Origin of the sequence: Bradyrhizobium sp. INPA03-11B, assembly GCF_040446015.1 — a bacterium.
Taxonomy (GTDB): Bacteria; Pseudomonadota; Alphaproteobacteria; order Rhizobiales; family Xanthobacteraceae; genus Bradyrhizobium; species Bradyrhizobium macuxiense_A.
Genome location: NZ_JASGSR010000115.1, coordinates 1 through 24,818, shown reverse-complemented (window position 1 = coordinate 24,818; position 24,818 = coordinate 1). Strand labels below are relative to the sequence as shown.

Annotated in this window: 21 protein-coding genes; 11 read left to right on the top strand and 10 right to left on the bottom strand. The window is 65.8% G+C overall.

Annotated features, from left to right (window positions below; translation table 11 throughout):
* Positions 1–321: LysR family transcriptional regulator (locus tag QMZ05_RS32755; protein WP_353704511.1), on the bottom strand; the 321-nt coding region annotated here is incomplete at its 3' end.
* Positions 322–392: 71 nt separating this feature from the next.
* Here QMZ05_RS32755 and QMZ05_RS32750 point away from each other — a divergent pair.
* From QMZ05_RS32750 to QMZ05_RS32740, 3 genes are read left to right on the top strand one after another with little or no spacing between them, the layout of a single operon-like run.
* Entirely contained in the window at positions 393–1,553 is a 1,161-nt protein-coding gene (locus tag QMZ05_RS32750; protein ID WP_353704510.1) for a DSD1 family PLP-dependent enzyme, read from the top strand.
* A gap of 17 nt (positions 1,554–1,570) precedes the next feature.
* Complete coding sequence (locus QMZ05_RS32745) at positions 1,571–2,152, top strand: HAD-IA family hydrolase (RefSeq protein ID WP_353704509.1); 582 nt, start codon at positions 1,571–1,573, stop codon at positions 2,150–2,152.
* A 13-nt stretch (positions 2,153–2,165) separates the two neighbouring features.
* Entirely contained in the window at positions 2,166–3,296 is a 1,131-nt protein-coding gene (locus QMZ05_RS32740; protein WP_353704508.1) for a threonine synthase, read from the top strand.
* Positions 3,297–3,312: 16 nt separating this feature from the next.
* On the opposite strand, the gene QMZ05_RS32735 is transcribed toward QMZ05_RS32740, so the two are convergent.
* The 4 genes from QMZ05_RS32735 to QMZ05_RS32720 all read right to left on the bottom strand — a co-directional run bounded on the left by QMZ05_RS32735 (position 3,313) and on the right by QMZ05_RS32720 (position 6,710).
* Positions 3,313–4,344 (bottom strand): glycosyltransferase family 1 protein, encoded by a 1,032-nt coding sequence (locus tag QMZ05_RS32735; RefSeq protein WP_353704507.1) that lies wholly within the window; start codon positions 4,342–4,344, stop codon positions 3,313–3,315.
* A complete protein-coding gene (locus QMZ05_RS32730) occupies positions 4,344–5,111 on the bottom strand; it encodes a UDP-2,3-diacylglucosamine diphosphatase (RefSeq protein WP_353704513.1) in 768 nt (255 codons plus the stop codon). Before QMZ05_RS32730 ends, QMZ05_RS32735 begins: the two co-directional genes overlap by 1 nt.
* Positions 5,112–5,461: 350 nt before the next feature.
* The gene (locus QMZ05_RS32725; RefSeq protein WP_353704506.1) at positions 5,462–6,121 is read right to left on the bottom strand and encodes a DedA family protein; all 660 of its coding nucleotides are present in this window, start codon (positions 6,119–6,121) and stop codon (positions 5,462–5,464) included.
* A 10-nt stretch (positions 6,122–6,131) separates the two neighbouring features.
* Entirely contained in the window at positions 6,132–6,710 is a 579-nt protein-coding gene (locus QMZ05_RS32720; protein WP_353704505.1) for a methyltransferase domain-containing protein, read from the bottom strand.
* 321 nt (positions 6,711–7,031) lie between these two features.
* Between QMZ05_RS32720 and QMZ05_RS32715 the strand changes: the two genes are divergently transcribed.
* On the top strand, positions 7,032–7,706 hold the full coding sequence (locus tag QMZ05_RS32715; RefSeq protein WP_353704504.1) for a response regulator transcription factor: 675 nt from the start codon (positions 7,032–7,034) through the stop codon (positions 7,704–7,706).
* Between the two features lie 5 nt (positions 7,707–7,711).
* Entirely contained in the window at positions 7,712–9,079 is a 1,368-nt protein-coding gene (locus tag QMZ05_RS32710) for a HAMP domain-containing sensor histidine kinase (protein WP_353704512.1), read from the top strand.
* 182 nt (positions 9,080–9,261) lie between these two features.
* Here the strand turns inward: QMZ05_RS32710 and QMZ05_RS32705 are convergent, their stop codons facing one another.
* Together QMZ05_RS32705 and QMZ05_RS32700 are read right to left on the bottom strand one after the other, a co-directional pair.
* A complete protein-coding gene (locus tag QMZ05_RS32705; RefSeq protein WP_353704503.1) occupies positions 9,262–10,455 on the bottom strand; it encodes a serine hydrolase domain-containing protein in 1,194 nt (397 codons plus the stop codon).
* Between the two features lie 141 nt (positions 10,456–10,596).
* Positions 10,597–12,237, bottom strand: a complete 1,641-nt coding sequence (locus QMZ05_RS32700) for an NAD(P)/FAD-dependent oxidoreductase (RefSeq protein WP_353704502.1) — start codon at positions 12,235–12,237, stop codon at positions 10,597–10,599.
* Between the two features lie 308 nt (positions 12,238–12,545).
* Between QMZ05_RS32700 and QMZ05_RS32695 the strand changes: the two genes are divergently transcribed.
* Entirely contained in the window at positions 12,546–13,448 is a 903-nt protein-coding gene (locus tag QMZ05_RS32695) for an AraC family transcriptional regulator (protein WP_353704501.1), read from the top strand.
* A gap of 36 nt (positions 13,449–13,484) precedes the next feature.
* On the opposite strand, the gene QMZ05_RS32690 is transcribed toward QMZ05_RS32695, so the two are convergent.
* Both QMZ05_RS32690 and QMZ05_RS32685 read right to left on the bottom strand, forming a co-directional pair.
* The gene (locus tag QMZ05_RS32690; protein ID WP_353704500.1) at positions 13,485–14,519 is read right to left on the bottom strand and encodes an aldo/keto reductase; all 1,035 of its coding nucleotides are present in this window, start codon (positions 14,517–14,519) and stop codon (positions 13,485–13,487) included.
* A gap of 35 nt (positions 14,520–14,554) precedes the next feature.
* Positions 14,555–15,724, bottom strand: coding sequence for an MFS transporter (locus QMZ05_RS32685; protein WP_353704499.1), 1,170 nt, complete (start codon positions 15,722–15,724; stop codon positions 14,555–14,557).
* 101 nt (positions 15,725–15,825) lie between these two features.
* Here QMZ05_RS32685 and QMZ05_RS32680 point away from each other — a divergent pair, with 101 nt between their 5' ends.
* Together QMZ05_RS32680 and QMZ05_RS32675 are read left to right on the top strand one after the other, a co-directional pair.
* Positions 15,826–16,782 carry a LysR family transcriptional regulator gene (locus QMZ05_RS32680; RefSeq protein ID WP_353704498.1) on the top strand — a complete coding sequence of 319 codons (957 nt, stop codon included), beginning with the start codon at positions 15,826–15,828 and terminating at the stop codon, positions 16,780–16,782.
* 7 nt (positions 16,783–16,789) lie between these two features.
* On the top strand, positions 16,790–17,278 hold the full coding sequence (locus QMZ05_RS32675) for an SRPBCC domain-containing protein (RefSeq protein WP_353704497.1): 489 nt from the start codon (positions 16,790–16,792) through the stop codon (positions 17,276–17,278).
* Between the two features lie 6 nt (positions 17,279–17,284).
* Here QMZ05_RS32675 and QMZ05_RS32670 read toward each other — a convergent pair whose 3' ends face one another.
* The gene (locus QMZ05_RS32670; protein WP_353704496.1) at positions 17,285–18,034 is read right to left on the bottom strand and encodes a class I SAM-dependent methyltransferase; all 750 of its coding nucleotides are present in this window, start codon (positions 18,032–18,034) and stop codon (positions 17,285–17,287) included.
* Between the two features lie 341 nt (positions 18,035–18,375).
* On the opposite strand from QMZ05_RS32670, the gene QMZ05_RS32665 reads away from it, so the two are divergent.
* The 3 genes from QMZ05_RS32665 to QMZ05_RS32655 all read left to right on the top strand — a co-directional run bounded on the left by QMZ05_RS32665 (position 18,376) and on the right by QMZ05_RS32655 (position 23,961).
* Positions 18,376–20,751 (top strand): glucose/quinate/shikimate family membrane-bound PQQ-dependent dehydrogenase, encoded by a 2,376-nt coding sequence (locus tag QMZ05_RS32665; RefSeq protein ID WP_353704495.1) that lies wholly within the window; start codon positions 18,376–18,378, stop codon positions 20,749–20,751.
* 155 nt (positions 20,752–20,906) lie between these two features.
* On the top strand, positions 20,907–22,226 hold the full coding sequence (locus QMZ05_RS32660; protein WP_353704494.1) for an Hsp70 family protein: 1,320 nt from the start codon (positions 20,907–20,909) through the stop codon (positions 22,224–22,226).
* Between the two features lie 136 nt (positions 22,227–22,362).
* Complete coding sequence (locus QMZ05_RS32655) at positions 22,363–23,961, top strand: ABC-F family ATP-binding cassette domain-containing protein (protein ID WP_353704493.1); 1,599 nt, start codon at positions 22,363–22,365, stop codon at positions 23,959–23,961.
* The last annotated feature ends 857 nt before the right edge of the window (positions 23,962–24,818 follow it).

The following is a 24,818-nucleotide window of genomic DNA, read 5'->3' as shown; positions in this document are numbered from 1 at the left end:
GATGTAGCGCCGTCCGAAGCCGAGCGGCGCAAGGATCTTCAGATGGCCGGCGATGGTGCCGCGACGCGCCTGCAGCGCCTCGGTCAGCTCGGTCGCCTCGTCGAGCAGCGCGCCGCCGCGCAGCACCAGCAGCTCGCCCTCATCGGTCAGCGTCAACCGCCGTGCCGAACGGCTGACCAGCTGGACACCCAGCCGCTGTTCGAGGCTCTGCAGCCGCTGCGAGACCGCCGATGGCGTCACGTCGAGCGCCCGCGCCGCGGCCGCGAGTGACCGGGCCGCAGCGATGGCCGTGAAGAAGCGGATGTCGTCGGTCGAGATCATTAAGCGCAGACTTAATCTAAGAATGACATTCGGTAAATTGAACTTAGCATGGAAACGGCTAGTCTCGCGGCATGTCATCAGCCCCTGTCCTGAACGCACCGCATCCGCTCGCCGGGATCGAGACGCCCTGTCTCGTCCTCGATGAAGACCGGATGCTGCACAACATCGCCCGCCTGAAGACGCGGCTATCGCGGCTCGGCGTGCCGCTGCGTCCGCATCTGAAGACCGCAAAATCAATTCCGGCGGCACGCGCCGTGATGGACAGCGCAGCCGGCCCGGCGGCGGTCTCGACCCTGCAGGAGGCCGAGGTCTTTGCCGCGGCCGGTGTGAAAGACATCCTCTATGCCGTCGGCATCGCGCCGCAGAAGCTCGATCGCGTCGCCGCGCTGCGGCGGCAGGGCGTGGACCTGTCCGTGGTGCTCGACAGCCTCGAGCAGGCGGCGGCGGTCACCACGATGGCGCGCGCAACGAACGACCGCATTCCCGTGCTGATCGAGATCGATTGCGACGGCCATCGCGCCGGGGTCGGCGCAAGTGACCCGCAGCTGGCCGAGATCGGCCGCGCGCTGCATCAAGGCGGGGCCGAACTGCGCGGCGTCATGGCGCATGCCGGAGAATCCTATTCCTGCCGCAGCGTGGCGGCGCTCGAGCAGGCGGCCGAGCAGGAGCGCGCCGCCGCAGTTGCCTGCGCCGAGGCATTGCGCGCAGCCGCACTGCCCTGTCCCGTCGTCAGCGTCGGCTCGACGCCGACGGCGCATTTCGCGCGCCGGCTCGATGGCGTCACCGAGGTGCGCGCCGGCGTCTTCGTGATGTTCGACCTGGTGATGGCCGGGATCGGGGTCTGCGCGGTCGAGGACATCGCGCTGTCGGTGCTCGCGACGGTGATCGGCCATCGCGCCGATCGCGGCTGGACCTTCATCGATGCGGGCTGGATGGCGCTGTCGCGCGATCGCGGCACCGCGAAACAGCCGATCGACCTGGGCTACGGCATCGTCTGCGACGTCGATGGACGGCCCTATCCCGACCTGATCGTGACCGAGACCAATCAGGAGCACGGCATCATCGCGCTTCGTCCCGGCAGCACCGCGACGCAGGTGACGCTGCCGGTCGGCACGAAGGTGCGCGTCCTGCCGAACCACGCCTGCGCGACGGGAGCGCAGCACGACCGTTATCACGTCATCGCTGCCGGCTCCGGCACCGTCAGGCAATGGGAGCGGTTTCGCGGATGGTAGGAGACGTAGCGCAGCCCATGACCCGAGCCTATGACGCCGTTCTGTTCGATCTCTTGACCGCGCTGCTCGACAGCTGGACGCTCTGGAACACGGTCGCCGGCTCCGACGAAGCCGGGCTGCGCTGGCGCGCCGAGTATCTCAAGAACACCTATGCCACCGGGCATTATCGGCCTTATGAGGATCTGGTGGGCGAGGCGGCGCGCAATGTCGGGCTGCCGGTCGAGCGCGCCGCCGAGCTTGGCGCACGCTATGCGGAGCTCGATCCCTGGCCCGAGGTTCGCTATGTTCTGCGAACGCTGCACGATGCCGGTGTCGCGCTCGGCGTCGTGACCAACTGCTCGGAGCGGCTCGGCCGCATCGCCGCCGACCGCCTCGGCGTCCCTCTCACCGTGTTCGTGACGGCCGAGCGCGCCGGCTATTACAAGCCGCAGCCGCAACCCTATCAGCTCGCGCTCGATGAGCTGCCGGTCCCCGCAAATCGATGCCTGTTCGTCGCAGGATCGGCCTATGATCTGTTCGGTACGGCACGTGTGCACTTGCCGACTTGGTGGCATAATCGGGCCGCAATGAACCTGCCGGAAGGGGCGCCCGCCCCTTGAGGACTGAACCGAGATGCCATCACCCAGCTATATCGACCCGCTCAACGGAAAGCTCTACCCGCTGGATGTGCCGCGCTGGTGCTCCGACGAGGGCAAACCGCTGCTCGTCACGCCGCTGCCCGGCATCTCTCGCGACGACATCGATCGCGGGACGCGGTCGCTGTGGCGCTATCGCGCGGCGCTGCCGGTCGAGATCAAGCAGCCGATCACGATGGGCGAAGGCTGCACGCCTGCGGTCGAGAAGGAATGGGACGACCTGCGGCCGTATTTCAAGCTCGAATGGTTCAACCCGACCGCGAGCTTCAAGGATCGCGGCACCACGGTGATGCTGTCATTCCTGCGCCAGCTCGGCGTCGACGCGGTGCTGGAGGACTCTTCCGGCAACGGCGGCGCGTCCGTTTCAGCCTACGGCGCGGCCGGCGGCATGCGGGTGAAAATCCTGGCGCCGGCGACGACATCGCCGATGAAGGTGGCGCAGATGCACGCTTTCGACGCCGAGGTGCAGCTGGTCGAAGGGCCGCGCGAGGAATCCGAAGCGGAGGCGATCCGCCAGTCGAAGCAGATCTTCTACTCCAGCCACAACTGGCAGCCCTTCTTCCTGCAGGGCACCAAGTCGCTGGCCTACGAGATCTGGGAAGATTTCGGCTTCACCGCGCCCGACAATGTCATCATGCCGGTCGGCGCCGGCAGCAGCCTGCTCGGCTGCTATATCGGCTTCAAGGAACTGCTGGCGGCCGGGCAGATCACGCGGCTGCCGCGGTTGTTTGGGGCCCAACCGCTCAATTGCTCGCCGGTCGATGCCAGCTTCACGGCCGGTGTCGACACGCCGATCGATCGCCCGGTCCACAAGAGCATCGCCGAAGGCACCGCGATCAAGCATCCGCTGCGCCTGAAGCAGATGATCGCGGCGCTGAAGGAGAGCGGCGGCGGTACGGTCGCGATCCCCGAAGACGGCATTGTCGCCGCACTGAAGCGGCTGGCGTTGACCGGCCTGTTCGTCGAGCCGACCTCGGCCTCGGCCGCCGCCGCGCTCGACGTCCTGAAGGACCGCGGCGCGATCCGGCCGGCGGAGCGCTCCGTCGTCATCATCAGCGGCACCGGGATCAAGGCAGCGGGACTGATCACGGAGCTGCTAGGGAGCTAGTCGTCGAAGGCGAGCTTCATCCTCCCGCGACGACCGCGCGCGCCGGCGAGGCGTGCGCCCGGCCGATATTGTCGAGGAACTGCCGCACGCTTTCCCGCCAGGTGAAGGTCAAGGCATGGGCGCGGCATTTCTCGCGCGGCACACGCAGCGCCCCGAGCGCCGCGCGGCGCAGATCGTGATCGAGACATCCGCAGCCTGATTTGCCGATCACGTCGAGCGGCCCCATCACCGGAAACGCCGCGACCGGTACGCCGCAGGCCAGCGCCTCGAGCAGCACCATCCCGAACGTATCGGTCAGGCTCGGAAACACCATGACATCGGCCGACGCATAGACATCGGCGAGCGCCCGCCCCGTCCGCGTCCCGAGAAAATGAACCTGCGGAAACCGCGCCTGCAAGCTGCCGCGCAGCGGCCCATCCCCGACCACGACTTTCGAGCCCGGCAGGTCGAGACCGAGAAAGGCGTCGAGGTTCTTCTCGACCGCGACGCGGCCGACGTAGAGAAACACCGGTGCCGGGAAGTTGAGCGGCCGCTCCGTGCGCGGGCAGAACAGCTCGGCGTCAACACCGCGCGACCATGGCATCAACCTACGGAAGCCATGGGCTTTCAGCGCCTGCTCGAGCGACGGCGAGCCGACCATGATGCCGTCGCCACCATTGTGGAAGCGGCGTAGCGCCGCATAGCTCCAGCGCTGCGGCACCGGCAGCCGCGCAGCGAGATATTCGGGAAAGCGGGTGTGGTAGCTGGTCGTGAACGGATAGCCGCGCGTTTGGCAGACATGGCGGCTGATCCAGCCGATCGGACCTTCGGTCGCGATATGCACCGAGTCCGGGCGTGCCGCGTCGATCGCGCGCGCGATGCGCCTGATCGACGGCAGCGCAAGTCGGATCTCCGGATAGCCCGGCAACGGCACGGTGCGGAAATCGGCCGGCGTCAAAAAGCTGATCTCCGCGCCGAGCAACGGCGCCTCGCTGGCGAGGTATTCGAGCGAGCGGACCACACCATTGATCTGCGGCCGCCAGGCGTCGGTTGCCACCAGGACACGCATCAGGCGACCGCCTCCGCGAGCGGCGCGAAGTCTGCCGCGTTCGACGTCGGCTGCGGATCCGTCCACCGAACGATTTCAAACTGCCCGTCATAGCGCTCGACGACGCCGGTGCAGGATTCCACCCAGTCCCCGGTATTGATGTAGCGCACGCCGAACTCATCGTGCATCGCCGCGTGGTGGATGTGACCGCAGATCATGCCCTGAACGTTGCGGCGCCTGGCCTCGGAGGATAGCACCTCCTCGAACCGGCCGATGTGGTTGACCGCATTCTTGACCCGCAACTTCGCCCAGGACGAGAACGACCAATAGCCGAACCCGAATTGGCGCCTGATCCGGTTGAGCCAGACGTTGGAGGCCAGCGCGGCCCGATAGCCGACATCGCCGATCAGTGCGAGCCATCGCGCGTGCCGCACCACGAGATCGAAATGATCACCGTGAACGACGAGGTAGTCGCGGCCGTCGAGACCACGATGGATCGCGCGTTCGACGACCTCGACGCCGCCGAACGCCGCACCGGTATAGTCGCGCAGGAATTCGTCGTGATTGCCGGGTATGTAGACCAGGCGCCGGCCCCGTTGCGCGAACTCGATCAGCTCCCGCACGACGTCATTGTGCGCAGTGGGCCAGTACCAGCTCGAGCGCAGGCACCAGCCATCGACGATGTCGCCGACCAGGAACACGGTTTCGGCATCGTGGTGCCGAAGGAAGTCGATCAATCGCTCGGCCTGGCACCCTCTGGTTCCGAGATGGACGTCGGAGATGAACAGGCTTCTGACCCTGACGGGATGCCGCGACGAGAGCCGCGCCGCGCCGGCGCGATCGCCGCCGACCTGGACTGGGACGTCTCCTGCTTCGCTGCCATCCCGCCGAAATGCCGTCGCCATGGCCTCGGCCAATCCGGCGAGAACCCTGGTGACGTCCCGGCTGGCGCATCGCCGGAAGATCGCGCGATGCCAGTAGATCCCTGCCGCGAGCACCAGCAGCGCGAACTCGGCCGCGCGATATCGCCCACCGGACGCCGCGACACCGAACTGATAGCTTGCGGCCAGCACCAGCAATGCGGCCGCGGCACACTCGAGCGTGTGCGAGCTGGGCCGCAGGCGGGACAGCAGGACTTTCATGCGCCTCCCTCCATTGGCACGCGCGAGGGGAGCGCGAGCGGCTTCGCGAAGGGCCGCGGCGCGAGCGAGCGCTTGTAGAAACGGAAGCCCAGGAAGAGCGCCACCTCCACGGCGATCAGGACGACCACCACCCAGAAGCCGAGGCTGACCGGATCATGGCCGCTGCCGCGCAGCGCATAACCCAGCGTGAGAAACGGCATGTTCCAGATCACGGTGCCTAGCGCCGTCGCCATCACGAAGGCGCGCGGCTCCAGCCGCAACACGCCGGCGGGCAGCGCCAGATAGATCCGCACCGTGGGCAGGGTCTGGCCGATCAGCGTCACCCAGAAATGATTGCCGCGATAGGCATCCGTGAGCTGCTGGTAGAGCGAGGGCCGCAGCAGCACGAACTTGCCATAGCGCGTCACCAAGCCTTCGATGCGCCGCGAACCGAGCGCACGCCCGAGCCCGTACCAGCCGATCGCGCCGATGACCGACCCGGCGCTGGTCGCCAGGATGGTCATCGCCAGCATCGTGCCATCGGAGACCGTCAGCCCGAGCAGCATCAGCAGCACGTAGGACGGCAGCAACGGGATGAACTTCTCGGCAACGGCAAGGCAGCCAACGCCCACCAGGCCGAAGTGCAGGAACATTGCAATCGTGCTCGACGTGTCCATGACGCCTCGATCAAGCGTGGGGGTGGCGGCGGCTGATCCGGTACACGGACGCCGGCGGCAGGTTGCGGAACGTCTGCCCGATGCAGCTCGCTTGCAGATCGAGGCGATCCAGGATCGCGTCTGCGACCGGACAACGCGGACCATAGGTGATCTGGTAGAAGGCACCGCCTGTGCGGAGATAGCGGAAGGCGGCATCGAGGATCGTCGTGACCTTCTCCGGCGGCATGATGAGAAGCCCGAGCCCGCTCACGACAGCACCGACCGGCGCCCCTTCGAACAGCCTCTCCCTCCACAGCCAGGCGGCATCCATCCAGAGCACCCGGGCGCCCGGGAAGCGCCCCTGCAGCAGCGGGATGAACTCGGAGCCGTACTCCACCAGCGTGAGATCCTGTTGCCTCACGCCGCGCTTCAGCAACGCACTGGTGAAGACGCCGGTGCCGGGGCCAAGCTCGATCACCGGACCGATGTCCGCCGTGATCTCCTGCGTGATCAGGGACGAGACGGCGGGCCCGGACGGCGCGACCGCGGCGACACGCATCGGATTGCGCACCCAGGCGCGGAAGAACGGCCGGATGTCAGCGGCTGACATGCTGGAGCTCCCGCATGCTGGGCGCGTTGCGCGTCTCGCGCCGCGGATTCGTTGACAAGGCCATTCCCGTATCTTTCACATGGCAGGCGCCACCATCGTGGGTGGTCGGCTCCCGCCGGTTGAGCGTGTCGGTCGGTGACGGGACGATTCGGCCCGCTCCGATCGAGGCCTCTGTCTCATGCGAAGCTTGCGCCAGCCTGTCGCGAATGCGCACGCATGCGAAATTTCACGCCGCGACGCATTGGCGCGGAGCAAACCGCAAGGTTGCCGCAATGAATCGGACATAAAGCCGACAGATCGATGCAGGGACAAAGACGACGAATGCGCGTGCTGTTGGTGGAGGACCAGCCGGAAATGGTCGCAGCGCTGCGTGCGGCACTCGCGCGCCACGACATGCTGGTGGATCACGCGCCGGACCTGTCGGAAGCCGAGGCGATTGCCGCGACTGGCAGCTATGATGCGATCGTGCTCGACCGGCAATTGCCCGATGGCGACGGGCTGTCGCTGATTCCGAAGCTGCGCGCCAGCGGCAACACGGTGCCGGTGCTGGTGCTGACCGCCCGCGGCGAGCTCGCGGACCGGATCTCGGGCCTCGATTGTGGTGCAGACGATTATCTCGGCAAACCGTTTGCGTTCGAGGAGCTGCTGGCACGGTTGCGCGCACTGCTGCGCCGGCCCGCCAATGTGCAGCAGCACGCCGCGCGGATCGGCCGCCTGTCGTTCGACTTCGCCCATCGCGAGGCCAGCGTCGATGGGCGCCCCTTGGAGATGCCGCGTCGCGAACGGCTGGTGCTCGAGGCGCTGCTGCAACGGATGGGACGCATGGTGCAGCGCTCCGCGCTGATGGAGGCGGTCTACGGCCTCGACGACGACGTGCAGCCCAATGCGCTGGACACCCACGTGTCGCGCTTGCGCCGCAGGCTCACGGAAGCAGACGCCGGCGTCGCGATCAACGGCGTTCGCGGCCTTGGCTATGTGCTGCGAGAGACACCGTGAGCGTGCTGCGACCGCGATCCCTCACCTGGCGGCTGATCGGGCGTCTCGCGGGCCTGCAGGCCGTCACGTTGACCCTTCTGATCCTGCTGATCGGAGCGGCCGCGATCGGGCTGCTGCGGGCGGGGCTCTTGATCGGCGAGTACGAAGGCAGCACGCTCGATACGCTGCGCGACGCCATCACCCGCGATGAAACGGGCAGCCTGACGCTGCGCCGGACGCCGGAGCTCGCCGCGTTGCGCGCCGAGCATGCCGATCTCTGGTTCGTCATCCGCGATGGCGAGGGGCACCAGCTCTCCGAGGGCGCGGTGCCCGCGCAATTCGCGCCGATCGCATCAAGCCTCGATCAGGTGAGCGAGGCGCGGCTCAAATGGAACGCCGCGGAAGCCGCGCGCCCCGCGGGCCTCGTCAAATGGGTCGACACCTCGGCAGGACGGATCCAGATCCTGACCGGCACCTACGGCGAGCTCTCGATGTGGCGCGCGCTGGAGAGCACGCCGCTGCTGTTCCTCAACATGATCCTGCCGATCGTCGTGCTGATGACATTGGCGACGCTGGTCGCGACCCCGTTCGTGGTGCGCCGGGCCATGAATGGCCTCGCGCAGGTCGCGGCGCAGGCTGAACGCATCGACATCGACCAGCGCGGCGTTCAATTGCCGCTCGACAAGGTGCCGATCGAGATCACCCCGCTGGTCAAGGCGATCAATGCCGCACTCGACCGCCTCGACAAGGGTTACGAGCGCCATCGCCGCTTCCTGGCCGATGCCGCCCACGAGCTGCGCACGCCGATCGCGATCCTCTCGACCCGGGTGGCTTCGCTGCAGGCTGGGCCGGAGAAGACCTACCTGCTCGAGGACGCCACCCGGCTGAGCGTCATGGCCGGTCAGCTGTTGGATCTGCAACGGCTCGATCAGCGCGCCGACACGTTCGGTCCCGTCAATCTCGTCGGCGTCGCACGGCAGGTCGTGCTCGACCTCGCGCCGCTCGCCTTCGCGGCGGGATATGAAATGTCGTTCGAGCACGCGGACGAGACCACCATGGTGACCGGCGACCAGACCTCGCTCGAGCGTGCCCTCACCAACCTCGTGCAGAACGCCATCGACCACGGGCAGCGGCGCGGCACGATCCTGGTCCGCGTGACGACATCAGGGCGGATCGAGGTCTGCGACGACGGCGACGGCATTCCGCCCGAGGAGCGCGAGCAGATCCTCGAGCCATTCCGCCGACTGCATCCGGGCGGGCGCGGCGCCGGCCTCGGCCTCGACCTGGTGCAGTCCATCATGCGCCTGCATGGCGGCCGGATCGAGGTCGATCAGGCGCCGTCCGGCGGCGCCTGCATGCGCATGGTGTTTCCGAAGGTGCAGCCATCCTGCTGATCGGGCCGAGATCGCCGCGGCAGGCGGCAAAAAGCGCGATGCGATCGGGCTCAATCGTCATCGCGCTTTTGCGGATCACGCGCTGAAGCACGATGAGATTGGGTCGATCGTCATCGTGCTTTAGCTCATTGTTTAAGCATGATCTTGTCGGAAAACCGCTTCGCATTTTTCCGGATCATGCTTTAGCCCGCCTTGCGCAGCCGCAGGGATTCATAGAACGCCGTTTCGAAATTGATGTAGCCGATGAAGGATGTCGGATCGCCAAAGGGGAGGATCTGCGTCGCCCAGTATCCGCCGAAGCCGTTCTGCCGATCGATCCAGTAGAACAAATTAGCGAGACCGGCCCAGCCGAGCGCGCCGGCGGGACGGCCGGTCGGCGCCTGCTCGTCGTTGATCATGAAGCTCAACGCCCAGGACTTCGACTGGCCGGGGAAGAACTCGGCATCGTTGGCCAGAGACGTGATCACGCCGGTGATCGCGGTGACCTTGTTGTTGCCGAGGTGGTTCTTCTCGGCCATCCGCACGGTCTCGGCCTTGAGGACGCGGCCGTGCTCGCCGGCCCCGTCATTCAGCCACATCCTGATGAAGCGCATGTAGTCGCCGATGGTGCCGTAAAGCCCGTGGCCGCCCATGTGGATTTCCGGATTGGCCGGCAATTCGAAATCCATCGGCGTCAGCGAGCCGTCGGCGTTGCGGGCATGAATGCCCGCAAGCTTGCGGCGCATCGCATCGGTGAGCTCGAACGTGGTATCCTGAATGCCGAGCGGTTCGAAGATCCGCGTCTTGAAGACTTCTCCGAGCCGCCTTCCGGTGATCGCCTCGACGATCTGGCCGCACCAATCCATGTTGGTGCCATACTCCCACCGCTCGCCCGGATCGAACAGCAGAGGTGTCATCAGCGACGCCTTCGACGCCGTGATGACACTCGGTTGTCCCTTCTCCTGCGCGAGGCGATTGTAGGTATGATTGATGAAGTCGTAGCCCAGCCCCGCGCTATGCACCATCAGCATCCGCGTCGTGATGTCGCGCTTCGGTGCACGCAACACCGGTTCGCCCTTGTCGTCAAAGCCCTCGATCACCTGGAGCTTGCCGATGTCGGGCGCATAGGTCTTGGCCGGCGCGTCGAGATCGAGCTTGCCCTCCTCGACGAGTTGCAGGACGGCGGTGCCCGTGATCGCCTTGGTGGTCGAGAAGATGGCGAACACGCTGTCGGTCGTCATGTCGGCCGGCTGGTCGAGCCGGCGCTTGCCGGCGGCGCCTTCATAGATGTTGCGATGCCGGTCGGTCACCATCGCAACCACACCGGGGACGCGTGGATTCGAGGTCACGACGCCGTCGAGAATTGCATCTGCTGCCGCACTGAAGTTCGTGCTCATTGTTTTCCTCCATATTTTTATGATGTTGACCTGCGTAGCCCGGATGGAGCGGAGCGAAATCCGGGGTTGGTGCAGCCGGTGTCACTGGTCCCGGATTACGCTTCGCTCCATCCGGGCTACGAAATCCAATCGCGATCGGGCCTATTGCATCGCGAAACCGCGATAGCCGCTCGCGGCGACCTCGTCGCATTTCTGGCGATAGGTGCCGACGCCGCCGCAATAGGACAGCACACGGCGCGGCTTGCCCTCGACATTCGAGCCGAGGTACCAGGAGTTGGTCTTGGCGATCAGTGTCGCGTTGGCGGTCTCATCATGATGCGCGACCCACTGATCCTCGATATCCCTCGACGGCTCGATGACGTTCAGGTTGTTGCCGCGCATGTATTTGATGCAATCGTCGATCCACTCGACCTGCTGCTGCAGGCAGGTGGTCATGTTGCAAAGCGCAGCTGAAGGCGCGAGCGGCACCGCCGTCGTGAACAGGTTCGGATAGCCGTGAACCTGCAGGCCCATGGTGGTGCGGATATCCCGGCCCCAATCCTCCTTCAGCGAACGGCCGTCGCGGCCGCGGATATCGATCCGCGTCAATGCGCCGGTGCCGGCATCGAACCCGGTCGCCAGGATGATGACGTCGAATTCGTGCACCGTACCGTCGGCGGTCTGGATGCCCTCCGGCGTGATGCGGGCGATCGGATTGTCCTTGACGCCGACGATCTCGACATTCGGCCGATGGAACGCCTCGAGGAAATTGCTTTCCAGCGGCACCCGGTGGGTGCCGAAGCCGTAATCGGCCGGGATCAGTTGCTCGCACAGTTTGGGATCCTTGATCCGTTCGCGCATCTTTTCGCGCACGAATTCGGTGATCTCGGCGTTGACGGATTCGTCGAAGAACAGCTCGGCGAAGGACGACACCCACAATTTGAGCGATCCATCGTTCCAGCAATCCTCGACCACCTTGCGGCGCTGCTGCGGCGACAGGTCGGCCCAGGCGTGCTCGAAGTCAAACTCGAAGCCAGTGAACGTCTTCGGCAGCCGTTCGGTGAGGAATTTGAACTTCGACTTGTAGGCCTCGGCATCCGACGCATCCCATTTCGGGTTCTTCATCGGGATGATGTATTGCGGGGTGCGGATGAACACCTTGAGATGGCCGACCTCGCCGGCGATCGACTGGATCACCTGGATTCCGGTGGCGCCGTTGCCGACCACGCCGACACGCTTGCCGGCGAACTCGATCGGGCCCTTGGGCCAGCGCGCGGTATGGAACAGCTTGCCCTTGAACGTCTCCTGTCCCGGGAACGACACGTGCGGGGCGGAAAGCATGCCGCAGCAGGTGACCAGGAACTGGGTGTCGATCACTTCACCCTTGTCCGTCGTCACCTGCCAGCGCTGCGTCGCCTCGTCGAAATGCGCGCTCTTCACCGTGGTGCCGAACTGGATGTCCTTCTTGAGGTCAAGGCGGTCGGCCACATAGTTCAGCCAGCGCTCGATCTCCGGCTGGCCCGGAAACCGCTCGCTCCAGCTCCAGCCTTTGTAGAGCTCCTCGGAGAATAGATACTGATAGGTGTGGCCTTCGGAATCGAAGCGCGCGCCGGGGTAGCGGTTCCAGTACCAGGTGCCGCCGACGCTTGACCCCGCGTCAATGGCCCTGACCTTCAAGCCCTGCTCGCGCAGGCGGAACAATTGATAAAGGCCGGCTACGCCGGCGCCGATCACCACGGCGTCGAACTTGGACGTCGCGTGCGCGCCATTGCTTCCATTGGACCTGATTGCGGTCGCAGTCATGGTTTCCTCCTGTGTGGTTTCTCGCACGCCCTTTCCCATCCGCTGCATCGCGGGATGACGGTGCGTTGCGCCAATCTGGGCCCCGGCGGCATGGATGGAGCCGCCGGGACGCGCAGGAGGCTATGGCGCTTGCGGCTTCCGGCGCTTGGATGAAACCGACAATCTCTGGAACGCGGCCGCAATCGCCGGTCGGCCATTGGTCTCCTTGGCAAACGGCGAAAGCGGCCTATTCTGGGCTCAGCCGTCCGGCCAAAAAGACAAAAAGAAGCGGTCAACCGCCGATGGTTTCCAGGGAGGAGGCTCGCGCGATGGGCCAGTTGATCACGGTCGAGGAACTGCCGCGCTACGCTCCCGGCGAGTTGAAGCTGGACAGTTCACAGGTCGGCCGCAACGATTTCCGGCTGCGCATCTTCCGCTACGCGCCATCAGACATCTGGGTCCCGCCATCGGAGAACTTCCTCCTGGTGCTTTATCGCGACGGCGTGACGTCGATGAACCGCCGTGTCGGCAGCGCGTGGAAGCAGGATCACGTCGGCCGCGGCGTCACGTCGCTTTTGACGCGCGCAGAGCCGTCAAGCTGGCACTGGAAGAATGACATCGAGGTCACGCATTTCTACATCTCTCCTGCCCTGATGACGAAGACGGCGAGCGAGGCCTTCGACCGCGACGCCGAGACGGTCGAGCTTCACGATTTGCTCAAGGTCGAGGATCCGATGCTGACCTGGATCAACGACCAGATGGTCCAGGAAGTCGCCGCCGGCGGGCCGGGCGGCCGCCTCTGCTACGACGCGCTGGCGCTGCAAGCGAGCGTGCACATCCTGCGCAAATACGCCGCGATCGAGTTCAAGATGCCCTGCGCGCAGGGCAGGTTCAGGCCGGCGCATGCGCGGCTGATCGAGGACTATGTCGAGCAGAACATCTTCCGGAATATCACGCTGGAGGAGCTTGCGACCATCTGCAACTGCACGCCGGTGCAATTCGCGCGCAAGTTCCGCGTCCACTACGGCATGCGGCCGCATGCTTACGTCCTGCGGCGCAAGGTAGAGCATGCGTGCAAGCATCTGCGCAGGGATCGCGTGGCGCTGAAGGAGATCGCGCTGCTCGCAGGCTTCGCCGATCAGAGCCACCTTAATCGTGTGTTCCGGCAGCATATGAACGTGACGCCGGCGGAGTACCGCCGACAAGTGTGCGAGACCAAGCTCGAGGCGTGAGCTTGCACCGTGCGCTGCCGCTTGCCGGCGTTCGGTCTACACCGGCGGCGGATTGAGCCGGGCAAAGCCCTCCTGGATGCGGTAGGGGTAGTAGGGATAGGCCGGCATCATCGCGCTTGCCTTGTCGAGACGCGCGATCTGCTCCGGTGACAGCGACCAGCCGACCGCGCCGAGATTGTCGCGCAGCTGTGCCTCATCGCGCGCGCCGATGATGACGGATGACACGCTCGGACGGGTGAGCAACCAGGCGATCGCCATCTGGGGCACAGTGCGGCCGGTCTCGGCGGCGACGGCGTCCAGCGCATCGACGATCGTGTAGAGTCTTTCATCGTCGACCGCCGGTCCGAACTGCGCGGTCTCATGCAAACGGCTATTTTTCGGCAGCGGCTGGCCGCGCCTGATCTTGCCGGTGAGGCGACCCCAGCCGAGCGGACTCCAGACCAGCGCACCGACGCCCTGATCGAGTGCGAGCGGCATCAGCTCGGATTCATAGTCGCGCCCGACCAGCGAATAATAGACCTGGTGCGCCACATAGCGCGGCCAGCCGTGCCGCTCGGCGATCCCAAGCGATTTCATCAAATGCCAGCCGGAGAAATTCGAGGCGCCGACATAGCGCAGCTTGCCGGCGCGCACCAGCGTGTCGAGCGTCGACAGCACCTCGTCGATCGGCGTGAAAGCGTCGAAGGCATGGAGTTGCAGAAGATCGATGTAATCGGTGCCGAGCCTGCGCAAGGCGGTGTCGACCGCAGCGACGAGGCGATAGCGCGACGTGCCGGCATCGAGCGGGCCGTCACCCATCGGCAACCCGGTCTTGGTCGAGATCAAAACCTTGTCGCGGCGACCCTTGATCGCGGCGCCGAGGATCTCCTCCGACGCACCGTTCGAATAGACATCGGCGGTGTCGAACAGATTGACGCCGGCCTCGAGGCAGATGTCGACCAGCCGCCGTGCCTCGCTGGCGTCGCTGCGGCCCCAGGCGGAGAACAACGGTCCCTGGCCACCGAAGGTGCCGGTGCCGAAGCTGAGCGCCGGGACCTTCAGGCCGGATGCGCCGAGATTGCGGTATTCCATGGTCATACTCCCTGTGATGCCCTTCATTCCGCCGGTCATTGCGTGGCCAGCACGACCGGCCGATCGAGGCGCAGGCTCCACAGCGCGAGCAACAGCCCGATCGCTGTGATGAGCGCCGCCACCAGCGGCAGCGCGCCGAGACCGAGGCCGCGATCGATGGTCACGCCGCCGGCCCAGGCGCCGAGCGCGTTGCCGAGATTGAAGGCCGCGATGTTCAGGCTGGAGGCCAGCGTGCGGCCTTCCGCGCCGGCGGCTTCGAGCACCCGAAGCTGCAACGGCGCGACGGTCGCGAACGCGGCGATGCCGAGCACGAACAAGAGCGCCACCGCCAATGCCTTGATCGAGACCACCGCCGCCAGCGCGACAAGCACCGCGGCGAGCCCGCCGAGCGACACCAGCAACGCACGCGCCAATCCCTTGTCGGCGAGCCGTCCGCCCGCGACATTGCCGATCGCAAGGCCAGCGCCGAACACCAGCAGGATCGGCGACACCGCGGCATCGGAAAATCCGGTCAGCCGCGTCAGGATCGGCTGTACATAGGTAAAGACCGCGAACAATCCGCCGAAGCCGAACACCGTCATGGCAAGCCCGAGCAGCACCTGCGGGCGGCCAAGCACGGCAAGCTCCTCGCGCAGCGGCGCCGGCTTGTCCTTGGCGCCGACATGGCCAGGCACCAGCATCGTCAGCACGATGAACGCGACCACGCCGATCGCAGCCACCGCCCAGAACGCTGCGCGCCAGCCGAGCATCAGGCCGAACCAGGCGCCGAAGGGCACACCGAGCAGGGTCGCGACCGTGAGGCCGATGAACATCGTGGCGATCGCCGATGCGCGCTTGTCCTCCGGGACGAGGCTGGTCGCCACCACCGAGCCGACGCCGAAGAAGGTGCCGTGCGCCAGCGAGGTCAGGATGCGTGCTGCCATCAGCAGCTCGTAGTTCGGCGCCAGCGCGCAGGCCGCATTGCCGAGCGTGAAGATCGCCATCAGCGCCAGCAGCACCGCCTTGCGTGGCATCCGCCGCGTGCCGAGGGTGAGGATCGGCGCGCCGACGAACACGCCGAGCGCGTAGCCGGAAATCAGCAGCCCGGCCGCGGAGACCGACACGTGCATGTCGGCGGCGACCTGCAGCAACAGCCCCATGATGAGGAATTCGGTGGTGCCGATGCCAAAGGCACCGGCGGTCAAGGCAAGGACTGCGAGAGGCATGTGTCGCTCCGGAGGATGAGGATTCCGCAATGCGACATAGCGGTCCGGGCGCGGAAGGATTAGAATGGCCGCAATCCAATCATTTGTGACGTGAATTCAAGATGGCCCGAATAGACACCAACCGCTCCGGCGAGATGGACGTGTTCGTCCGCGTCGTCGATCTCGGCGGCTTCACGGCAGCCGCGAACAGCCTGCGCCAGACGCCGTCGGGCGTCAGCAAGCTGGTCTCCCGGCTCGAGACCCGGCTCGGCACGCGGCTGGTCAACCGCACCACCCGCAAGCTGCAACTGACCGAGGAAGGCCAGGCGTTCTATCAGCGCGCGCAGCGTATCCTTGCCGATATCGATGAGGCCGAACGCGAGGCTGCCTCATGCGTGCCGCGCGGCCATCTCACCGTGAACAGCAACATCCCGTTCGGCATGCTGTATGTGATGCCGCTGCTGCCGCGCTTCATGCGCGAGCATCCCGACATCACGCTCGACATCGTGCTGACCGACACGCTGGTCGATCTGATGCAGGAGCGCGCCGATGTCGCGATCCGCGCCGGCCCGCTCGGCGCCTCACGGCTGATCGCGCGCAAGCTCGGCACCAGCCGCATGGCGGTGGTCGCCGCGCCCTCTTATCTCGCCCGCTTCGGCACGCCGAAGACCCCGGCCGACCTCGCCGCGCATCGCGGCATCGGCTGGACCTTTCCGCGCAGCATCCGCGGCTGGCCGTTCCGCCGCGCCGAAAAGATCGAGGAGGCGCTGCCGCCGCCGGTCGCCCGCGCCAGCGACGGCGAGACCGCGCGCCAGCTCACGCTCGGCGGCATCGGGGTGGCGCGCCTGGCGCTGTTCCACATCGGCCCCGACATCGAGGCCGGGCGCCTGGTCCCGGTGCTGCAAAACCTCAATCCCGGCGACCGCGAGGACATCCACGCGGTCTATGTCGGCCATGCCGGCCCACTGCCGGCGCGGGTGCGCGCCTTCATCGATTTTCTGGCGCAACACATCCGCATCGGCGATCCCGCGCTGCGGCGTGGCGCGGATGGAAAATGGAAGATCGTGGGCGGCAAATGAGCATGCGATGACGGACGAACCCCTGGCTTTGCAATCCGTGACCGAGTCGATCCGCATCGCCGCGGATCCAAAGCCGGTGTGGGCTGCGATCATGGATCCCAATGCGGGCGAGACCTGGCGCAATGCGCATTTCAGGACCGATTGGCAGATCGGCGCGCCGATCGAGATCGAGGCGGAGATCGGCGCGAAGCGCTATCGCGACAAGGGCCGCGTCCTCTGTGTCGAACCACCAATACTTCTCGAATACTCCTATTGGTCACAGGTCTCCGGCCTGCCGGACGTTCCGCAATGCTATGCGACGATCACGATGACGCTCGCGGCCGACGGCAGCGACACGGTGCTGACCGTCACCCAGCAAGTGCCGCCATCGCCGATCCGCCGCGGCAACGGATGGGAAATCGGCGCAGACTCCGGCGCGAAGCATGTTGCTTTTTACTGGCGCATGACGCTGCCGCGCCTGAAGCAGGCCGTCGAGCAAGGCCGTGCCGTGCAATAGCGGCGTCTAGGCGCGCTTCAGCAGAAACAGCTGCGTGACATAGGGAAACACCACCTCGTCGGCATCCCCCAGACCGGCCTCACGGAGAATAGCGTCGGTCTTGTCGCGAATGCCCGCCTTCTCCGTATCGGGAAGATTGGCGACATAGCTCGTCGACACGACGCGCTCATAGACGCCTTGCCGTGCCATCCGGTGCGGATGGTCCTGCACGATCTCCTTCTCGAGCACGAAGCGAGGGTCCTTCAATATCCATCGCCAGCGACCGGAGCGTTGCCGGGGCGTATCCCCGGCGTATTTTTCAATCATGACGGATAACGCATCGACCCATGGCGCGCGGTCATCCCGGTTGTTCCAGACCAGCGCAAGCGTCCCCCCGGGATGCAGCAAGCGCGCGATCTCGGCAACCGACGCTTCATTGTCGAACCAGTGAAAGGCCTGCGCGCAGGTGACGAGATCGACGCTGCCGGTCTCAAGTCCGATCGCATCGGCGCGCGTGTTGATGACCTCGACCCCTGCCTCGGTCGCGAGCTTCGCCGACATCTCGGCGACGGGCTCGATGGCGACCAGACGGGCGGTCTCGGATAGATGCGGAAGCAGCAGCCGGGTGAACTTGCCGGTTCCGGCGCCAAGATCAACGACACAGCGCGCGGTCTGAAGCGGCAGCGCGGCGACGATCTCCGCGGGGTAACTGGGCCGGCCCGCCTCGTAGGCGGCGACCGCGACGCGATAATTCTTGGCTGTAGGGTTCAATGTCATTGTACTTCTCCTGCGAGCCAGCTTTCAGCGGTGAAATCTGCCCGACGGTATAGAGCAGCGCCTGCAAGGGACTGGAAGGGTACGTCGAGTCAAAATTCGCTGAAGCCCCCTCACCTTTGCGTCAGCGCCGTGGGCCGATTGCTCCTCGTCGAACAATGCGTTGCATTTTGAACGATTTTTCCCGCGGCGGGTTTCGCATGGCAACTTTGCGCACTTGTGGCGCATCCACGCCGCAGTTCCAGGTTGCAAGTTGCGATTGGCTGAACCACAGTCCTCGAAGGCGGACACGGTCTGTTGCGCTTGCACGACAAGCCCGGTCCCTCTTGCGCACCGGAGCGACCATGCAGCGATCCAGGGCAGTCTTCATCACAGCTATCGTCTACGCCTTGATCGGCCTGGTCCTCGCGGCCGGCGGGATCTGGCTCGCCGCCTTGGGTGGGTCCATCTTCTACATTGTCCTCGGCGTCGGCATCCTCGCCACGGCGGCGTTGTTGCTGATGCAGCGCCGTTCCGCGCTATGGCTGTTTGCGATCGTGCTGGTCGGCACGCTGGCGTGGGCCGTTGACGAGGTGCGATTCGACTGGTGGCCGCTCGCGGCGCGCGGCGACATCGTCTTCCCGATGGCGCTCTGGCTGCTGACGCCGGTGATCGTTCGCGCCCTGACGCGAGGCGAGCCGGCGTCTTACGCGCGCGCGACGGCGCCGCTCTGGATCGGCGTCGTGGCGTCAGCAGCCGTCCTCGTGGCCGGGCTGCTGACGAGCTATCACGACGTCGACGGCACGATCGCGGAGGCCGGCGCTGCCGTGCAGCAAAGCGAAGCCGACCCGCAGCCGGATGGCGACTGGCGCGCCTATGGCCGCACGCAATTCGGACAGCGCTATTCGCCGCTGAAGCAGATCACGCCCGACAATGTCGCCAACCTCAAGGTCGCCTGGACCTTCCGCACCGGCGACGTCAAGACGCCGGACGATTCCGGCGAGACCACCTTCGAGGTCACCCCGATCAAGGTGCACGATACGCTCTATCTCTGCTCGCAGCATCAGGTGCTGTTCGCGCTCGACGCCAAGACCGGCACCGAGCGCTGGCGCTACGATCCCAAGCTCGTGCACAACAAGACCTTCCAGCACATGACCTGCCGCGGGGTCTCCTATCACGAGACCGCACAGGGCGCCGTCGACTCCAGCGGCAGCCCGGCGCCCACCGAATGCCCGCGGCGGATCTTCCTGCCGGTCAATGACGGGCGCATGATCGCGCTCGATGCCGACAGCGGCAAACTCTGCGAGAGCTTTGCCGATCACGGCATCCTCGATCTGCAGCAGGGGATGGGGATCACAACCGCCGGCTTCTTCGAGCCGACGTCACCGCCTGTCGTCAGCGACAGGATCGTGGTCGTCGCCGCCGCGGTGATCGACAATTACGCGGTCGAGGTGCCTTCGGGCGTGATCCGCGGCTTCGATGTCTACACCGGCAAACTGGTCTGGGCCTGGGACTCCGCCGCAGCCGACGAGAACGCGCTGCCGTCGCCGACGCGGCATTACACCAACGGCTCGCCGAATTCCTGGATCACGGCCTCGTTCGATCCGAAATTGAATCTGGTCTACATCCCGACCGGCAACAACGGACCCGACATCTGGGGCGGCAATCGCGATGCGCTGGTCGAACGCTATTCGAGCTCGATCGTCGCGCTCGATGTCAACACCGGCAAGCGCGCCTGGTCGTACCAGACCGTGCATCACGATCTCTGGGACATGGACGTTCCCTCGCAGCCGAGCCTGGTCGATGTGACGACGGCGAAGGGCGTCGTTCCCGCGATCATCCAGCCGACCAAAGTGGGCAACATCTTCGTGCTCGATCGCAGGACCGGCGAGTTGATCGTGCCGGCGCCGGAACGTGCGGTGCCGCAGGGGCCCGCGCCCGGCGACCGCTCGGCCCCGACACAGCCGTTCTCCGAACTGACCTTCCGCCCGGAAGCGAAGCTGACCGGCGCCGACATGTGGGGCGGCACGATCTTCGACCAGTTGCTGTGCCGGATCATGTTCCATCGCCTGCGCTACGAGGGCACGTTCACGCCGCCGTCGCTGCAGGGCACGCTGGTCTTCCCCGGCAATCTCGGCATGTTCGAATGGGGTGGCATCGCGATCGACCCCGTGCGGCAGATCGCCATCGCCAATCCGATGTCGCTGCCGTTCGCCTCAAGGCTGATTCCGCGCGGCCCGCAAAATCCTCCGGCGCCGACCGCCGAGAAGCCGGTCGGCAGCGAGGTCGGAACGCAGCCGATGTACGGCACGCCGTTCGGCGTGGATATTTCGAGCTTCCTCTCGCCGCTGTCCGTGCCGTGCTACCGGCCGCCATGGGGCTCGATGGCCGCCATCGATCTCAGGACGATGAAGATCGTCTGGCAGCATCCCAACGGCACGATCCGTGACACCACGCCGCTGCCGCTTCCGTTCAAGATGGGTGTGCCGATGCTGGGCGGGCCGATCACCACCGCCGGCGGCGTCGCGTTCTACACCGGGACCTATGAGTACACGATCCGGGCCTACGACGTGCGTGACGGCAAGGTGCTCTGGGAAGATCGCCTGCCGGCCGGCGCGCAATCGACGCCGATGAGCTACGAGGCTGGCGGCAAGCAGTACGTCGTCACCGCGGCCGGCGGCCACGGCACGTTCGGCACCAAGCGCGGCGACTACGTCATCGCTTACGCGCTGAAGGATTGAACTCATCCAGGATGCGACAAAACTCGCCGCCGCGATGACGCAGCGGTGATGAGACGTCATGCTCAAAATGAGTTCCGCGACCTCGGCAAGGGTTGGCAAGTCAAGCCAAAGCCGCTAAAGGTCCGCCCCCTTTCACATCAAATTCCGAGCATGACATGTCGAGCGCCCCGCCCGCCGTCTCGATTGGCGTCGATTTTGGCACCAGCAACACCGTGGTCGCGCTGGCCGATGGCGATGGCCGCGTCGAGGCTGTCAGATTCGACCATGGCGGCCGCACGCATAGCGTCTATGTCTCGGCGCTGTGCTTCTGGGAGGAGCGGCCGGGCGCCGGCCTGCATCCGCGCGCCGAGGGCGGCCCGTGGGCGATCGAGCAGTTCCTCGAAGGACGCACGATCCATCGCTTCATCCAGTCGTTCAAGACGTTTGCGGCCAGCTCGGCCTTCAACACCACGCAGATCTTCCGCCAGCGCTACAAGTTCGAGGGTTTGCTCGCGGCGTTCCTGCGCACGCTGACGCGCCATGCCGGCGAAGGGTTCGATTTGGGCGCACCGACCATCATGGTCGGCCGTCCGGTGAAGTTTGCCGGCGGCAATCCGAATGACGAGCTCGCGATGCAGCGCTACCGCGCCGCGTTCGAGCGACTCGGCGCCGGCCATGCGCGCTATGTCTACGAGCCGGTCGGCGCGGCGTTCTCCTTCGCGCGCAGCCTCGATCACGACGCCACCGTGCTGGTCGCCGATTTCGGCGGCGGCACCAGCGACTTCTCCGTGATGCGGTTCTCGCGCAAGGGCGGCGTGCTGCGTGCCGAGCCGCTCGGACATTCCGGCATCGGCATCGCCGGCGACACGTTCGACTACCGCATCGTCGACCACATCGTCTCGCCGCGGCTCGGCAAGGGCACCAACTACCGCTCGTTCGACAAGGTGCTGCCGATCCCCAATCACTATTATTCGAGCCTCGCCCGCTGGCATCAACTCGCGATGATGCGCGGCAATGGCGACCTCCGCGAATTGCAGCAGCTGGCGCGCACCGCGCTTGATCCGGCGCCGCTGCACGATTTCATCACCATCGTCGACCACGATCTCGGCTTCGCGCTCTACCGCGCCGTGTCCGACACCAAGGTCGCGCTGTCGAGCCGCGACCGCGTCGAATTCCGCTTTACCCGCGCAGGCATCGATATCGGCGCGACCGTGACGCGCGACGATTTCGAATCCTGGATCGCCGACGACATCGAGCGGCTGGGCGCCACCGTCGACGAGGCGCTGGCGAAATCCGGGATCACCGCGCGCGACGTCGAGAAGGTGTTTTTGACCGGTGGCACCTCGTTCGTGCCGGCCGTGCAGCGCCTGTTCGCGGAGCGCTTCGGCGAGGCGCGGCTGACCTCGGCGGACCAGTTCGAATCGATCGCCTATGGCCTCGCCCTGATCGGCCACACACCCGATCCCGACCGCTGGACCTTCGCCGAAGCGGCGTGACGCTTCGCTGCGCGCCTTGATCCCGGCGTAATACGCGACTACATCTCATCAATCATCGATTCGAGGATGCCGACGGCCATGGATTTCATCCGGACAGCAACGCCCATCAGCCTTGCCCACCGGGATATCCATCGCCATGCCAGCATCGATCACGCTCTCCCATCTGACCCTGTCCGCACCTGACGGCCGGGTTCTCCTTTCCAATATCGATCTCAGTTTCGGTCCTGAACGAACCGGCCTTGTCGGCAGGAACGGCGTCGGCAAGACGACACTGCTCGGCCTGATCGAAGGCCGGCAGGCGCCGCACGCCGGTACGGTCTCGGTGCGGGGACGCGTCGCGATGCTGCATCAGACGGTGCAGGTGAAGCCGGACGAATCCGTCATCGATCTGTTCGGCGCGCGCCGCGCGCTGGCCGCGTTGCGCCGCGCCGAACAGGGTCTTGCGACGGCTGAGGAGCTTGCGGATGTCGACTGGACGCTCGACACGCGCATCGCGGCAGCGCTCGCGCGCGTCGATTTGCCCGACGTGCTCGACGCCCCGCTGGCGATGCTATCAGGCGGACAGGCGACCCGGGCGCGTCTCGCGGCGCTGTCGTTTGCAGAGCCCGACTTTCTGCTGCTCGATGAGCCCACCAACAATCTCGATCGCGCCGGACGCGAAGCGGTGATCGACCTCCTCGCCGGCTGGCGGCACGGCGCCATCATCGTCAGCCACGACCGCGAGTTGCTGGAGACGATGGACGCGATCGTCGAACTGACCTCGCTGGAAGCCAGGCGCTACGGCGGCAATTGGAGCCAGTACCGCGCGCGCAGGGCCATCGAGCTCTCGGCGGCACGGCACGATCTGGAAGATGCGGACAAGCGCGTCGCCGAGGTCGACCGCAAGGCAAGAGAGGCGTCTGAACGGAAGGCGCGGAAGGACGGCGCCGGCGCGAAGCAGCGCGCCAAGGGCGACATGCCGCGGATCGCCGCCGGGCTACGCCGGGATCGCAGCGAGGACAGTGGTGGCGAAGCCGCGCGCCTTGCCGAGCGGCGGCGGACGCAAGCTCTTGAACTCGCCACTGCCGCACGGCAACGCATCGAGGTGCTGCAACCGTTCTCGGTGCAGCTGCCGTCGACGCATCTGCCGGCGGGCCGAATGGTGCTGCGGATCGAAGCCGCTGACGCCGGTTATGCCGCGGACGCGCCGATCCTGCGTGGTCTCACCTTCTCTATCTCAGGTCCGGAGCGCGTCGCGATCACAGGCCCCAACGGCACCGGCAAGACCACACTGCTCAAGCTCGTCAGCGGCGACCTTGCCCCAGCGAGCGGCACCGTCGAGGTGATGACCCGCTTTGCCATGTTCGATCAGGCGGTCAGCCTGCTCGATGCGCGGGCCTCGATCCTGGACAACTTCCGGCGCATCAATCCGGATGCCGGCGAGAACGCCTGCCGCGCCGCGCTGGCGCGCTTCATGTTTCGCGCCGATGCCGCCTTGCAGACCGTCTCCAGCCTGAGCGGCGGCCAGCTGCTCCGCGCCGGCCTCGCCTGCGTGCTGGGCGGCGTGAGGCCGCCACAGCTTTTGATCCTCGACGAGCCGACCAATCACCTGGATATCGAATCGATGGAAGCGGTAGAGGCCGGCTTGCGCGCCTATGACGGCGCGCTGCTGGTGGTGAGCCACGACGAGGCGTTCCTCGAGGCGATCGCGATCACCCGCAAGTTCGAGCTCGGTGCTGACACCCGATCGCGATAGACGGGTTGTCCGGCTCCCCCTCGGATCGGACCGCGGCCGGCGGGCGGCTCCCACCAAAATATCGAAAACAACCCCATGCAAAGGAGCCCGCGGCCACCGCGACGCCTGAGCGGCGGTCAATTGGCGCAATATCCTCCGGGCAAAACTTCGGAGGGCAAGTCACGTTTCGACGCCCTGCCTTGTCTTAGCTTCTGCAATGGCAGCAGCAGAGGACACCATGCATACAATCGAAACCGGAGGCGGTCGCACCCTGATCGCGATCGTCTATCATAGCGCTTATGGTCATACCCGGCGCCAGGACGATGAAGGCCGTTTGGAAAATGAACAGCCGAGCACGCGTCGCCTTGGGGCAGGTTGTAGGCGCGGTGCTCGGCTGTCAGGCCGCGCGGCGGTGCGGCCATCCCCGTAGGCTTCGCTCACCCCCATGAGCGAGGCCGCCGGAGTCAGATCTCGCCTGTTGCTAAATCCGCGCTGTCGAATGGAGTGCGTTTCGCCATAGGGCAAATGCGACGAAGCCTGCCAGCAGCAAAAAGCCGCCACCGACCGCGATCAATAAATGCGCGAACGTCATTTGGAACATCCCAATTGTGAAGCATCATGCGGCGCGAGATACGCCGCAATCTGGCAATCAAATGCACTTCAGGAATTGATTTGCCCCGCCGGCCGCCGCCGGACAGCCCGAAAGGTGGCTGGCACTGCGCTCTGCCCACCCTTCGATTTCAGAGAGGTCGTCAAGCCACTCGGCTTTTGCCTCCCATCGTGCGGTTCGTCACGCCGCTCAACTGTCACGAGGATAATCGATAAAACTTTATCGACAATCGAAAGGAAAAATTAAGGTTACCGGCCTGGGCTGCACC

Coding starts and splice junctions, on each gene's coding strand:
- QMZ05_RS32735 (WP_353704507.1), bottom strand. CDS start 4,344: ATGCGTGTCCTGGTGGCAACCGACGCCTGGCGGCCGCAGATCAATGGT.
- QMZ05_RS32720 (WP_353704505.1), bottom strand. CDS start 6,710: ATGTCAGCCGCTGACATCCGGCCGTTCTTCCGCGCCTGGGTGCGCAAT.
- QMZ05_RS32725 (WP_353704506.1), bottom strand. CDS start 6,121: ATGGACACGTCGAGCACGATTGCAATGTTCCTGCACTTCGGCCTGGTG.
- QMZ05_RS32665 (WP_353704495.1), top strand. CDS start 18,376: ATGCAGCGATCCAGGGCAGTCTTCATCACAGCTATCGTCTACGCCTTG.
- QMZ05_RS32700 (WP_353704502.1), bottom strand. CDS start 12,237: ATGACTGCGACCGCAATCAGGTCCAATGGAAGCAATGGCGCGCACGCG.
- QMZ05_RS32695 (WP_353704501.1), top strand. CDS start 12,546: ATGGGCCAGTTGATCACGGTCGAGGAACTGCCGCGCTACGCTCCCGGC.
- QMZ05_RS32750 (WP_353704510.1), top strand. CDS start 393: ATGTCATCAGCCCCTGTCCTGAACGCACCGCATCCGCTCGCCGGGATC.
- QMZ05_RS32685 (WP_353704499.1), bottom strand. CDS start 15,724: ATGCCTCTCGCAGTCCTTGCCTTGACCGCCGGTGCCTTTGGCATCGGC.
- QMZ05_RS32680 (WP_353704498.1), top strand. CDS start 15,826: ATGGCCCGAATAGACACCAACCGCTCCGGCGAGATGGACGTGTTCGTC.
- QMZ05_RS32745 (WP_353704509.1), top strand. CDS start 1,571: ATGACCCGAGCCTATGACGCCGTTCTGTTCGATCTCTTGACCGCGCTG.
- QMZ05_RS32670 (WP_353704496.1), bottom strand. CDS start 18,034: ATGACATTGAACCCTACAGCCAAGAATTATCGCGTCGCGGTCGCCGCC.
- QMZ05_RS32740 (WP_353704508.1), top strand. CDS start 2,166: ATGCCATCACCCAGCTATATCGACCCGCTCAACGGAAAGCTCTACCCG.
- QMZ05_RS32675 (WP_353704497.1), top strand. CDS start 16,790: ATGACGGACGAACCCCTGGCTTTGCAATCCGTGACCGAGTCGATCCGC.
- QMZ05_RS32705 (WP_353704503.1), bottom strand. CDS start 10,455: ATGAGCACGAACTTCAGTGCGGCAGCAGATGCAATTCTCGACGGCGTC.
- QMZ05_RS32655 (WP_353704493.1), top strand. CDS start 22,363: ATGCCAGCATCGATCACGCTCTCCCATCTGACCCTGTCCGCACCTGAC.
- QMZ05_RS32660 (WP_353704494.1), top strand. CDS start 20,907: ATGTCGAGCGCCCCGCCCGCCGTCTCGATTGGCGTCGATTTTGGCACC.
- QMZ05_RS32690 (WP_353704500.1), bottom strand. CDS start 14,519: ATGGAATACCGCAATCTCGGCGCATCCGGCCTGAAGGTCCCGGCGCTC.
- QMZ05_RS32715 (WP_353704504.1), top strand. CDS start 7,032: ATGCGCGTGCTGTTGGTGGAGGACCAGCCGGAAATGGTCGCAGCGCTG.